Annotated in this window: 12 protein-coding genes; 6 read left to right on the top strand and 6 right to left on the bottom strand. The window is 74.7% G+C overall.

The genetic code is table 11. The features are described from left to right. Window positions 1-129: 129 nt before the first annotated feature. Window positions 130-1,665 carry an AMP-binding protein gene (locus ACIWVC_RS26625; RefSeq protein WP_396449205.1) on the bottom strand — a complete coding sequence of 512 codons (1,536 nt, stop codon included), beginning with the start codon at window positions 1,663-1,665 and terminating at the stop codon, window positions 130-132. A gap of 67 nt (window positions 1,666-1,732) precedes the next feature. Then, window positions 1,733-1,963 (bottom strand): DUF397 domain-containing protein, encoded by a 231-nt coding sequence (locus tag ACIWVC_RS26630; protein ID WP_396449204.1) that lies wholly within the window; start codon window positions 1,961-1,963, stop codon window positions 1,733-1,735. Window positions 1,964-2,156: 193 nt separating this feature from the next. On the opposite strand from ACIWVC_RS26630, the gene ACIWVC_RS26635 reads away from it, so the two are divergent. After that, window positions 2,157-2,837, top strand: coding sequence for an ATP-binding protein (locus tag ACIWVC_RS26635; protein ID WP_396449203.1), 681 nt, complete (start codon window positions 2,157-2,159; stop codon window positions 2,835-2,837). Here the strand turns inward: ACIWVC_RS26635 and ACIWVC_RS26640 are convergent. Together ACIWVC_RS26640 and ACIWVC_RS26645 are read right to left on the bottom strand one after the other, a co-directional pair. After that, the gene (locus ACIWVC_RS26640; RefSeq protein WP_396449202.1) at window positions 2,770-4,203 is read right to left on the bottom strand and encodes a trehalose-6-phosphate synthase; all 1,434 of its coding nucleotides are present in this window, start codon (window positions 4,201-4,203) and stop codon (window positions 2,770-2,772) included. The two genes, ACIWVC_RS26635 and ACIWVC_RS26640, sit on opposite strands and share 68 nt — an antisense overlap. 311 nt (window positions 4,204-4,514) lie before the next feature. Next, on the bottom strand, window positions 4,515-4,976 hold the full coding sequence (locus tag ACIWVC_RS26645) for a DoxX family protein (RefSeq protein WP_396449201.1): 462 nt from the start codon (window positions 4,974-4,976) through the stop codon (window positions 4,515-4,517). Window positions 4,977-5,094: 118 nt separating this feature from the next. Here ACIWVC_RS26645 and ACIWVC_RS26650 point away from each other — a divergent pair, with 118 nt between their 5' ends. Then, on the top strand, window positions 5,095-5,556 hold the full coding sequence (locus ACIWVC_RS26650) for a MarR family winged helix-turn-helix transcriptional regulator (protein WP_396449200.1): 462 nt from the start codon (window positions 5,095-5,097) through the stop codon (window positions 5,554-5,556). Window positions 5,557-5,565: 9 nt separating this feature from the next. Beyond that, a complete protein-coding gene (locus ACIWVC_RS26655; RefSeq protein WP_396449199.1) occupies window positions 5,566-6,660 on the top strand; it encodes an FAD-binding protein in 1,095 nt (364 codons plus the stop codon). Here ACIWVC_RS26655 and ACIWVC_RS26660 read toward each other — a convergent pair. Together ACIWVC_RS26660 and ACIWVC_RS26665 are read right to left on the bottom strand one after the other, a co-directional pair. Continuing rightward, window positions 6,636-7,223 (bottom strand): HD domain-containing protein, encoded by a 588-nt coding sequence (locus ACIWVC_RS26660; RefSeq protein WP_396449198.1) that lies wholly within the window; start codon window positions 7,221-7,223, stop codon window positions 6,636-6,638. The two genes, ACIWVC_RS26655 and ACIWVC_RS26660, sit on opposite strands and share 25 nt — an antisense overlap. Beyond that, a complete protein-coding gene (locus tag ACIWVC_RS26665) occupies window positions 7,220-7,738 on the bottom strand; it encodes a YbaK/EbsC family protein (RefSeq protein ID WP_396449197.1) in 519 nt (172 codons plus the stop codon). The genes ACIWVC_RS26660 and ACIWVC_RS26665 overlap by 4 nt, the downstream gene beginning before the upstream one ends. A gap of 103 nt (window positions 7,739-7,841) precedes the next feature. Here ACIWVC_RS26665 and ACIWVC_RS26670 point away from each other — a divergent pair, with 103 nt between their 5' ends. The 3 genes from ACIWVC_RS26670 to ACIWVC_RS26680 are packed head-to-tail and all read left to right on the top strand — an operon-like array spanning window position 7,842 to window position 11,715. Beyond that, complete coding sequence (locus tag ACIWVC_RS26670; RefSeq protein ID WP_396449196.1) at window positions 7,842-8,537, top strand: FadR/GntR family transcriptional regulator; 696 nt, start codon at window positions 7,842-7,844, stop codon at window positions 8,535-8,537. Further along, window positions 8,534-9,910 (top strand): hypothetical protein, encoded by a 1,377-nt coding sequence (locus tag ACIWVC_RS26675; protein ID WP_396449195.1) that lies wholly within the window; start codon window positions 8,534-8,536, stop codon window positions 9,908-9,910. Before ACIWVC_RS26670 ends, ACIWVC_RS26675 begins: the two co-directional genes overlap by 4 nt. Next, complete coding sequence (locus ACIWVC_RS26680) at window positions 9,907-11,715, top strand: GMC family oxidoreductase N-terminal domain-containing protein (protein WP_396449194.1); 1,809 nt, start codon at window positions 9,907-9,909, stop codon at window positions 11,713-11,715. The genes ACIWVC_RS26675 and ACIWVC_RS26680 overlap by 4 nt, the downstream gene beginning before the upstream one ends. The last annotated feature ends 35 nt before the right edge of the window (window positions 11,716-11,750 follow it).

Raw genomic sequence — 11,750 nt, forward strand, 5'->3', positions numbered from 1 at the left:
GGCCGGGCCGCTGGGCCGGGCCGCTGGGCCGATGCACCGGGCCCAGCCGCCAGAGCGCCTCTGGCGCGTTCCACGCCCCGGCCGGATCCCGAGCGGGACCCGGCCGGGGTTTCGCCGTCCTGGGCGCTCTCAGGCGGTCGCAGGGCGCTTGTCGCCCCAGTACTCGTCCTTCAGCAGCCGCTTGTAGAGCTTCCCGGTGGGGTGGCGCGGCAGTTCGGGGCGGAAGTCGACCGAGCGCGGGCACTTGTAGTGCGCGAGATGGTCGCGGCAGTACGCGATCAGCTCGGCCTCCAGCTCCGGGCCGGCGTCGTCCATGGACAGGGGCTGGACGACGGCCTTCACCGCCTCCCCCATCTCCGCGTCGGGGACGCCGAAGACGGCGACGTCGGCGACCTTGGGGTGCACCGCGAGGACGTTCTCGGCCTCTTGCGGGTAGATGTTCACACCGCCGCTGATGATCATGTAGGCGCGGCGGTCGGTGAGGTAGATGAAGCCGTCCTCGTCGACGTAGCCGACGTCGCCGAGGGTCGACCAGCCGCGGCCCTTCGGGTCGCGCGAGGCGGCGGTCTTCTCCTCGTCCTCGTGGTACTCGAACGTGGGGCCGTTGCCGAAGTACAGGGTTCCCGGTTCGCCCGGGGGCAGCTCGTTGCCCTCCTCGTCGCAGACGTGGACCTCGCCCAGGATGCAGCGCCCGACGGTGCCCTTGTGGGTCAGCCAGTCCTCGGAGTTGGTGTAGACGAAGCAGTTGCCCTCGGTGCCCGCGTAGTACTCGTGCAGGATCGGGCCCCACCATTCGATCATCCGCTCCTTGACCGGGATGGGGCAGGGCGCGGCGGCGTGGACGGCGCAGGCCAGCGACGACACGTCGTAGCGGGCGCGGGTCTCGTCCGGGAGCTTGAGCATCCGGATGAACATGGTCGGCACCCACTGGCTGTGCGTGACGCGGTACTTCTCGATGGTCGCGAGGGCCTTCTCCGGGTCGAACTTCTCCATCACGACGACGGTGGCGCCGAGCCGGTGGAAGACGAGCGAGTAGCGCAGCGGCGCGGCGTGGTAGAGCGGCGCCGGCGACAGGTACACCGAGTCGGCGTCCGCCGCGAACAGGTGCGAGATGAGCATGTAGAGCGGGCCGGCCTCGCCCATCGGCGCCTTGGACAGCGGCGGCTTCACCCCCTTGGGGCGGCCGGTCGTGCCGGACGAGTAGAGCATGTCCATGCCCTCGCACTCGTCCTCGATCGGCGTGGACGGGTACCGGGCCACGCGCTCCTCGTAGGACTCGTAGCCGGGTGCCGTGCCGCCGAGCATGAGGCGCAGCGGCACGTCCGGCGGGTTCTGCGCGGCGGCCTCCATCGACGCGCTGGTGATGAAGACCTTGGCCTCGCAGTTGCCCGCGATGTAGGCGAGCTCCTCGTGCTGGAGCCGCGAGCTGATGGCGGTGTAGTAGAGCCCGGACCGCTGGGCGGCCCAGGCTATGGCCAGGTAGAGCGGATGGTTCTCCAGCATGAACGCGATGTGGTCCCCCGGGCGCAGCCCCTCCGCGCGGAGCAGCTGCGCGAGCCGGTTGGACTCCTCGTTCAGTTCCCGGAAAGTGACGACCCGCCCGGAGCCCGCCATGACGACGGCGGGCTTGTCGGGCGTCTGAGCTGCGATTTGCCCCAGGTGCATGGCCGCAACCTACCGGGCTCGGCGGCGGAATGGAATGGGATTCGGTTTTGCGCCGCCGGGTGGTGCGTCAGACGAGAATGTGGTCGAAGTCACCGTCCTTTGCTCCGCCCACGAAGGCCTCGACCTCCTCGCGCGTGTAGACGAGGATCGCTCCCTCGGGGTCCCGGGAGTTGCGCACGGCGATCTCCCCGCTGGGGAGTTCGGCCATCTCGACGCAGTTCCCGGACGGGTTGCTCCGCCGGCTCTTCTGCCAGACGAGCCCGGTGCGCCGGACGTCCGACATGTGGTGGCCGTCCATGTCTGCCCCCTCTAGGCGTCTTGGTCTCCCCGTGGGGAGACCGCGATCTCGCCCCACCCCACACAATGGTACGAGATGCACGTGCATTCGTTCTTGCATTCGTTCATGCAGACGGTCTTGCATCTGCACGACTTGGGGAGCAAGATAGCGAACGCTCGCCGGTGACCACTCCGCACGCCTCAGAGGTTCGACCATGACCGTTGACCAGGCAGACGAAGTCGCGGCCCCCGCCGCCATGGGGGGCGGCCGCCCGCGGCACGCCGCCGCCGCGGTGCACGCGCCCTGGCCGGATGCGGCGCCGACGCCGCCCGGTCCGAACGCCCCAGCGAACCCCCGCGCGAGCGTCCCGGTCGCCGTGCCCGGCCTGGCGGGGCTGTGGCCGACGCCGCACGCCGGCACCCCGCGCACCGCGCGCCGGGTGCTCCCCGCGGAGATCACCGCACCCCGGTCGGCGCGCGAGTTCACCCAGGCCACGCTGGACGAGTGGGGCCTCTCCGGCGACGCCGGCGACGTGGTCGTGGCCGTGTCGGAGCTGGTGACGAACGCGCTGCGGCACGGCCTGGAGGGGCTGCCCCAGCCGCTGCCGCTGTGCCCGATCCAGGTCGTGCTGGTCGGGCACCCGCGGCGGCTCGTCGTGTCGGTGACGGACCCGTCGGCCCGCGCGCCCGAGCCGGCGCCGGCCGAGCCCGACCGCTTCGTGGAGGGCGGCCGCGGCCTGGTCGTGGTCGGCGCGATCAGCGACGCGTGGGGCTGGGCGCGGCTCGCCACCGGGGGCAAGGCCGTCTGGGCGGCCTTCGACCTGCGGGTCAGCCCGCCGGCAGGGGCGGAGCCTGCTCAGCGGAGCGGGACCGCTCCGGACGCTCCAGCTCGCTGAGGAACGCGTGGGCCCAGCGGTCCACGTCGTTCTCGATCACGCGGCGGCGCATCGCGCGCATCCGCCGCGCCTGGTCGGCCGGCTCGGCGTTCAGCGCCGCCAGCAGCGTGCCCTTGAGCCCGTCGATGTCGTACGGGTTGACCTGGAACGCGCCGCGCTTCAGCTCGGCCGCCGCGCCGGTGAACTCGCTCAGCACCAGCGTGCCGCGCAGGTCCTTGCGGCAGGCCACGTACTCCTTGGCGACCAGGTTCATGCCGTCCCGCAGCGGGGTCACCACCATCACGTCCGCGGCGAGGTAGAGCGCGGCCAGCTCGGCGCGGTCATACGAGGTGTGCAGATAGTGCACGACCGGAAACCCGATCTCGCCGTGCTCGCCATTGATGCGCCCGACCAGCTGCTCGATCTCCTCGCGCAGCAGCTGGTACTGCTCGACCCGCTCCCGGCTCGGCGTGGCGATCTGCACGAACACGCCCTGGCCCGGCTTGAGGTGGCCGTCCTCGAACAGCTCCCCGAACGCCTGCAGCCGCTGCGTGATGCCCTTGGTGTAGTCGAGCCGGTCGACACCCAGCAGGATCGTCGCGTCGCCGAGGTCGGCGCGGATCTCCTGCGCCCGCTCCTGGACGTCCGGCCGCCCGACCAGGTCGTTCAGCTCGCCCACGTCCACGGAGATCGGGAACGCGCGGGCGCGCACGACGCGGTCGTTCCAGAAGACGTCCTGCTTGACGTAGCGGGCGTCCAGCAGCCGCCGGCAGAGCCGCACGAAGTTGGCCGCGGCGCCGGGCAGCTGGAAGCCGACCAGGTCGGCGCCGAGCAGGCCCTCCAGGATCCGCCGCCGCCACGGCAGCTGCCAGAACAGCTCGACCGGCGGGAACGGGATGTGCAGGAAGAAGCCGATGCGCAGGTCGGGGCGCAGCTCCCGGAGCATCGACGGGACGAGCTGGAGCTGGTAGTCCTGCACCCAGACGACCGCCCCCTTGGCCGCGACCTCCGCCGCCGCCTCCGCGAACCGCTTGTTCACGCGGACGTAGGCGTCCCACATCGCACGGTCGTACACGGGCGGGGCCACGACGTCGTGGTAGAGCGGCCATAGCGTCGCGTTGGAGAAGCCCTCGTAGTAGAGCTCGACCTCCTGCGCGGACTGGGTGATGGGGTGGAGCTCCATGCCGTCCTCTTCGAACGGCTCGATCTCCTCGTCCGGCGCACCGGTCCACCCGATCCACGTGCCCTGCCGCCGCCGCATCACCGGGGCGATGGCGCTGACCAGGCCCCCCGGGCTGCGCCGCCAGCGGGGGACGCCGTCGTCCCCGACGATCCGGTCGACCGGAAGCCGGTTGGCCACCACTACGAACTCACTACCGCGCGACACCTGCGACCCGCCTCTCCAGGAAACCCTCAGCGATCACTCATGCCCAAAAACGGTCATCGGGAACATCTTGTCACTTCGACGCTAAGGAGCAGGAGGTTGAAAAGGCGGATGTCAGGGGCCGGGGAGGACGATCCCGCGGGATTGGAGCGGGCCATATTCCTTTCCCGCCAGGTGACCGGTGTCGAGACGGCGGTCACGGCACCCGCGGAGCGGGCGGAAAAGTTACCCAGATCACATTGACGGGCCGGGCTGACGGGCCGGGCCTCGGGGCGGCGAGGCCCGGCCCCGGTCGATCGAGCGGGCGGGGAGCGTCAGGCGGGGACGGACTGCCGTCCGGGTTCGGACGCGCCGCGGCGGCGGCCCCGCACGAGCGCGTCGAGGGAGAAGCGGCCGCCGCCCGTGAAGGCGAGCAGGAGGCAGACGACGCCGAGGACCATCACGTACTCATAGCCGCCCTCCTGGTTGAACAGCCCCTTGCCCATGTGCACGTAGTAGAACGCCCCCGCCATGTCGAGGGCGATGAGGACGCCGGCGAGGGGCACCAGGACCCCGGCGATCAGCGCGGCGCCGCCGAGCAGCTCGACCCAGGTGCCGTAGACGGCCGCCAGGCCCGGCAGCGGGATGCCCAGGTGGTCGAACGAGCGGGCGACGGCCGCGTGGCCCTCGTCGGTGAGCTTCTGCCAGCCGTGCGCGACGAAGACGGCGCCGACGGCGAGCCTGCCGAGGAGCAGGCCGGCGTCGGGCAGGGCGGGATGGCGGCGGGGTGGGAGCATACCTCGTCTCCTCCACTGGAAGGTTCAAAAGCGAACTAGCAGAACGCTAGCAAGATGATTCAAATTCAGACCATTTAGAAACTTCAAGGGTGTTTTCATGCCAACTAGAATCACCCACGTGAACGATGCCGGGGACGCACTGGAGCCGCACGAGCTGCGCGCCTGGATGGCCTTCCTCGCGGCGGGGCACCTGGTCGACCACGAGATCGAGCGGCAGCTCAAGCGGGACGGCGGGCTGTCCCACGCCGAATTCGAGGTGCTGGTGAAACTGCGCTCCGCCCCGGAACGCAGGCTGCGCATGTCGGACCTGGCGCGGGAGGTGATGGTGTCGAAGAGCCGGCTGACCTACCAGGTCACCCAGCTCGAACGGGCCGGGTTCGTCAAGCGGTCGGGCTGCGCCACCGACCGCCGTTCGGTGTGGGCGGAACTGACCGACGACGGCGCCGCCGCCCTCGACCGCGTCCGGCCCGGGCACCGCCGCGTCGTCCGCGAGACGCTCATCGACGTGCTGACCCCGGCGGAGATCGAGCTGCTCGGCGACGCGCTCAGCCGCGTGGCCGACCGCCTCCGCGGCCGCTGACCGGCGCCCATGCGCGATTTCGGGGGCATCGTCGAACGCTCGCCCGCGCGGGTCGTCCGCCCGGGGTCCGCGGCGGAGGTGGCGGAGGCCGTCCGCGCGGCCGCCGCGGACGGGCTGGACGCGGTCCCGCGCGGCCTCGGGCACTCCGCCTCCGGGCAGTCGCTGACCGCGGGCGTCTCCCTCGACATGCGCGGGCTCGCGGGCGTCCGCGAGGTCGGCGAGCGGCACGCGTCCGTCGCCGCCGGGACGACCTGGCGCGAGGTCCTCGCCGCGACGCTGCCGCACGGCCTGGCCCCGCCCGTCCTGACCGACCACCTGGACGTGACGGCCGGCGGGACGATCTCCGCGGGCGGCATCGGCGGGACGTCCCACGTGCACGGCACGCAGGCCGACAACGTGCTCTCGCTGGACGTCGTCGTGGACGGCGCGCAGGTGACCTGCTCCCCCGCCGTCCGGTCCGGCCTCTTCGACGCCGTCCGCGGCGGGCTCGGCCGGCACGGGGTCATCACGGGAGCGGCGCTGCGGCTCGTCCCGGCGCCCGAGCGGGTCCTCTCCTGCACGATCCCGTGCCGGGACGCGAGCGACCTGCTGCGCGTCCAGCGCGAGGTCACGGCCGATCACATCTCGGGCCGGGTCAGGCCCGCGGACGGCGGCTGGCGCTTCGAGGCCAAGGCCGTCCTGTACGGGGACGGGGCCGAGCCGCCGCCCGGCACCGCGGAGACCGAGACCCTGGCCTACCTCGACTTCGCCGACCGGATGCGCCCCGACGTCGCGGAGCTGGTCGCGCTCGGCGAATGGGCGCGTCCGCACCCGTGGGCCATGGTGTTCCTGCCCATGGCCCGCGCGGCCGCCGTGATCGAGTCGACGCTCGCCGAGACGTCCCCGGCGGAGCTGGGCCTGAGCGGCGTCATCCTGGTGAAGGCGCTCCGGGTCGGCCACGTCCCGATGCTGGCGGCGCCGGACGACCCGGTCCTGTTCAGCGTGCTGCGCACGGCCTCCCCCGGCTGCGCGTCCGTCCCTGACATGCTCGCCGCCAACCGCCGCCTCCTCAACCGCGCCAGAGCCGCCGGCGGCGTCCGCTACGCCGTCGACTCGACCGGATAGGCGGCCTGGAAGGCCAGCCGCGCGTCGGCTCCCGCGGCGAGGCGGTCGCAGACGTCGTCGAGCTCCATGAAGACCCGCCACGCCTCCTCGCCGGACGCGGCGGCGAGCACGTCCACGATCCGCTGTTCGAGGCCGGGGACCCGTTTGCCCTTCCAGATCTTGTCGGCCAGGCTGACGAGGAGGTCGTCGATGCCGGTGCCGGGGGCGTCCCAGGACGCGTGGGTGCGGGCGAAGCGCGCGAGGCGCTCGGGCACGCCGTGCTCGCGCAGCAGGGCGTGCCCGGCCCGCTCGTGCGCCGAGCCCGGACCGGACAGCTCCGCGGGATGCAGCGCCTTGCCGATGTCGTGCGTGGCGGCGCCGAACAGGACGGCCTCCGCGTCCACGGCCGCCGCCGGATGGCGCTCGCCGGCCCAGGCGACCAGGTCGGCGGCCACGTCGTGGACGGCGCGCAGGTGCGCGGCGAGGCGCGGCGGCGCGCCGGCGGCGGTCAGCAGGCGGACGGCCGCGTCCGGAAGCGGGCGCGGCCCCGGGTCGGCCAGCGCCCGGCGCAGCGCGCCGCTCACCGCGCCAGGGCGAGGAGTTCGGCTCCCGGGAGCCCGGTGAGCGCCTTGCCGGGCAGGAGGATCTTCGACTTGCGGAGGCCGCTGCCGATGACGACGCGCGGTGCGGCGGCGACGGCCTCGTCCACCAGCACCGGCCAGCCCCCGGGGAGGCCGACGGGGGTGATGCCGCCGTACTCCATGCCGGTCAGCGAGGTCGCGTCCGCCATCGGCGCGAACGAGACCTTCCGGGCCCCGAGGCGCCTGCGGACGACGCCGTTCACGTCGGCGCGGCCGGTGGCGAGGACCATGCAGGCCGCGTAGGAGACCTGGCCGCCGCGCTTGGCGGCGACGACCACGCAGTTGGCGCCGGCGTCCAAGGGCACCTCGTAGCGCTCGCAGAACGCGGCGGTGTCGGCGAGCTCGGGGTCGATCTCGGCGACCTCGGCGTCCGGTACCGCGCCGATAGCGGCGGCCACGGGCGCCGCGAGGAGGTCGAGCCGTTCGTCCGCCGGGCCCCAGTCGAGCGTGCCGAGCATCTGTGCGTCCCCTTCCGTGTCGCCCGTCCCACCTTGCCACGGTCTTGACGCCGGGACCTCCCTTGTGGTCCAGTGGCTGAGCCACTCAGCCACAGGAGGTTCCGTGCCGTCCTCGCCGATCCCCCGCGACACCGTCGTGGACTCGCTCGTCGACCGGCTGCGCGACGACGTGCTCAGCGGCCGGTACCCGCCCGGCTCCTACCTGCCGCCCGAGCGGGAACTGGCCGCCGGGTACGAGGTGACGCGCACGTCGCTGAAGCACGCGATCGTGCGGCTCGCGCAGGCCGGGCTGCTGGAGACGCGGCACGGCGTGGGGACGCGCGTCCGCGACTACGAGCGGCTCGGCGGCCCCGAGCTGCTGCCGATGCTGGCCCGCACGGTCGGCCCCGCCTGGATGGCGGAGATCTTCGAGGTCCGGCGCGAGGTCGGCGCGCGGGTGGCGGCGCGGGCGGCGGAGCACGCGACGCCCGGGCAGCGCGCCCTGCTGCGGGACCTGGCCGAGGAGGTCCGGAACGCGCCGGACGCGGACGCGGCGCAGCTCGCCGAGTGCGAGATCCACCGCGTCATCGGCGGCGCGACCGGGAACCGGGTGTACGGGTTCATGGTGAACGCGCTGCTGAACGCCTACCTGGCCGTCCGGGAGGGGTTCGCGCACGCGTTCGCCGACCCCGGCACGGCCGCGGACCGGCTCACGCCGCTGATCGACGCGCTGTGCGACGGCGACCCGGACCGGACGCGCGAGGCGGCCGACGCCTACTTCACCGAGACCGAGGCGATCATGACGAGGGGTGCGCGATGAGCGCCAGGCGCACGACGTTCAGCGAGGTCATGGAGGGCGAGCTGCGGCTCTCCGGGGAGGACCGGGCGCGGCCGATGCGGCTGGAGCTGGCCGCCGACCTGCCCGGGGTCCTGCGCCCGTGGGGCGACGCCGAGGGCGCCCTGGCGGGACGGGTCGCGGTGCCGGACTGGGCGGACGACCCGGAGGCGTCCGGCCGGCTCCGCGTCGCGCCGCTCGCCGCCCGCCGGATCCGCTACACCCTGGACTTCACCGCCGGCGACGGGCGCCGCCTGCACCTGGACGGCTGGAAGTCGGTGTCCGCGGGCCGGCCCGTCCGCTCGATGACGTCGCTGCCGGCCACCGTGACCGACGAGGACGGGAAGGTGGTCGGCGAGGCGCGGCTGCGGTTCCGCCTGCGGCGGGACCTCGCGGCGTTCCTCGCGAGCTTCCGCGTCCCGGCGCGGCGGGACGACCCGATGCGGTCGCGGTGGCGGGGCCGGCCCGGGCGGCTGGAGGTCTGGTACACGACGCTGACCGACCCGGCGACCGGCACCGGGGTGTGGCTCCACCACGAGCTGGTGGCGCCGGACGGCGGCGGTGCGCGCGCACACGGCTGGGCGGCGGTGTTCCCGCCCGGCGAGCGCCCGGTGCTCGCGCGGTTCGGTCCGGAGGAGTGGACCCGCCCCGAGGACGCCCTGTTCGCCGCCGGGCCCGTCGTGCAGACCGACGACCGGCTCACCGGGACGGCCGGGCCGATCACGTGGGACCTGCGCGAGTCCGGCGGCGGGCGGCCGATCCACACGTTCCCGCGCTGGGCGTGGGAGCGGGAGCTGCTGCCGGCGGCGCAGATCGTCCCGAAGCCGGCGGCGGTCTACGGCGGCGCGGTGCGCTTCGGCGACCGGGTCCTGGAGCTGGAGGGCGCGCCGGGCGCGTCCGCCCGCATCTACGGGCACGGCAACGCGCGCCGGTGGGCGTGGCTGCACGCCGACCTCGGCGGCGGCGACGTGTGCGAGATCGTGGCCGCGGTCTCGACGCGGCCGGGCCTGGACCGGCTGCCCCCGCTCCCGTTCGTGCGGCTGCGGGTGGACGGGCGGGACCTGCCCTCCGGCGACCCGCTGCTCGCGGCGCTCCGGCTGCGCGCCGACATCGGCCTCCCGGCCTGGACGGTCCGGGGCCGGATCGGGGACCGGCTGCTGCGCGTCGAGGTCGCGCAGCGGCCTGAGGAGACCGTCGCGGTCGACTACGCCGATCCCGACGGCGCCCCGGCGGTCTGCCACAACACCGAGCGCGCGGACGTGCGGATCACGCTGGCGCGCCGGTCGGGGCGCTCCTGGGCGACCGAGCGCGAGTGGCGGCTGGACGGCACCGGCCACGCGGAGGTGGGGCTGCGATGAGCGCCATGGCGGGGACGATCTCGGTGCTGCTCGGCATCGACGACGAGGACGAGCTGGCGCGGGTCACCGCGGGCGCCGAGGCCATCGTGCACGCGCTGCCCGGTCCCGCGCGGCTCGGGCTGGCCGCGGGCGCCGGCACGCTGGACGCGCTGTCGCGCCTCACCACCGGCCGGCCCCTGGACCGGCTCGACGCCGGCCGGCGGGACGCGCTCTGCGCGCTGCTGGCCTCGCGCGCGTCCACCGCCCGGATCGCCGAGACGATGAAGATCCCGCTGCTGCTGGCGGCCGGGACCGGGCTGCTGCCCGGGCCGCCGGAGCCCGGCGAGCCCGTCCGCCCCGACGCCCCGCTCGACTGCACGCCGTCCGCCGGCTGGCCGGCCTGCGCGACCGCCGACGCCGTCGTGATCGGGTCCGGCGCGGGCGGCGCGATGGCGGCGCGGACCCTGGCCAGGCGCGGCATGTCGGTGGTGGTCCTGGAGGAGGGGCGGCGGTTCACCGCCGCCGAGTTCCGGGAGCGCCCGCCGCTGGAGCGGTTCCTCGACCTGTACCGGGACGGCGGCGCGGCGGTGGCGCTCGGCCGCCCGCCCGTGCTGCTGCCCGAGGGCCGCGCGGTCGGCGGGACGACCGTCGTGAACAGCGGCACCTGCTACCGGACGCCCGACCGCGTGCTGCGCCGCTGGACGTCCCTCGGCGTCCCCGTGGCGGACTTCGCCGCGGACCTCGACGAGGTCGAGGCCACGCTGCGCGTCGCGCGGCAGCCCGCCGGGCCGCTCGGCCGCAACGGGCGGCTCGCGCTCGCGGGCGCCGAACGGCTCGGCTGGCGGGCCGCGCCGCTGCGCCGCAACGCGCCGGGCTGCAGGGGCAGCGCCCAGTGCGCCGTGGGGTGCCCGCACAACGCCAAGTACGGCGTGCACCTCAACGCGCTCCCGCAGGCGTGCGAGGCCGGAGCGCGCATCGTGACCCATGCGCGGGCCGAGCGGATCCTGGTCGAGCGCGGGACCGCGACCGGCGTGCGGGCGCGCCGCCCGGACGGCACGTCCTTCGAGATCCTCACGCCGCGCGTGGTCGTCGCGGCGGGCGCCACGCAGACGCCCCCGCTGCTGCGGCGCTCGGGCCTCGGCGGGCATCCGGAACTGGGGCGCGGCATGGCCGTCCACCCCGCGACGAACGTGGCCGGACGCTTCGCCGAGCCGGTGGAGTCGTGGACGGGGGTCATGCAGAGCGTCGGCATCGAGGAGCTGCACGGCGACGGCATCCTCATCGAGGCGACCGCCGCGCCGCCGGGCATGACCTCGTTCCCGCTGCCCGGCCTCGGCCGCGGCCTGCGCGGCGAGCTGGACGGCGCGCGCGACCTCGCCGTGCTCGGCGCGATGATCGCGGACGCCCCGTCCGGCCGGGTGCACGGCGCGCGGCGCCGCCCGCTGCTCCGCTACGACCTGACCCGCGAGAGCGCCGGGCGGCTGCGCCGCGCGATGGTCGCGATGGGGCGGGTCCTGTTCGCCGCCGGGGCGGAGGAGGTGCTGACCGGGCTGGCCCGCGACCCCGTCGTCCGGGACGAGGAGCAGCTCGTCCGGGCGGTCGCGGCGGCCTCGCGCGCCGACCTGCACCTGGCCGGGTTCCATCCGACCGGCACGGCCAGGCTCGGCGTGGACGAGGCCGCCGCGCCCGTCGACCCGTACGGGCGGCTGCGCGGCGTGCGCGGCGTGCACGTCGCGGACGCGTCCGTGCTGCCGACGTGCCCCGAGGTGAACCCGCAGCTCACCATCATGGCGATGGCGCTGCGGATCGCCCGGGGCATCGAGTGACGGGGCCGGCGGGCGACGTGCGGCGGCCGGCGGGC

This window comes from Actinomadura sp. (assembly GCF_044508335.1).
Lineage (GTDB): Bacteria > Actinomycetota > Actinomycetes > Streptosporangiales > Streptosporangiaceae > Spirillospora.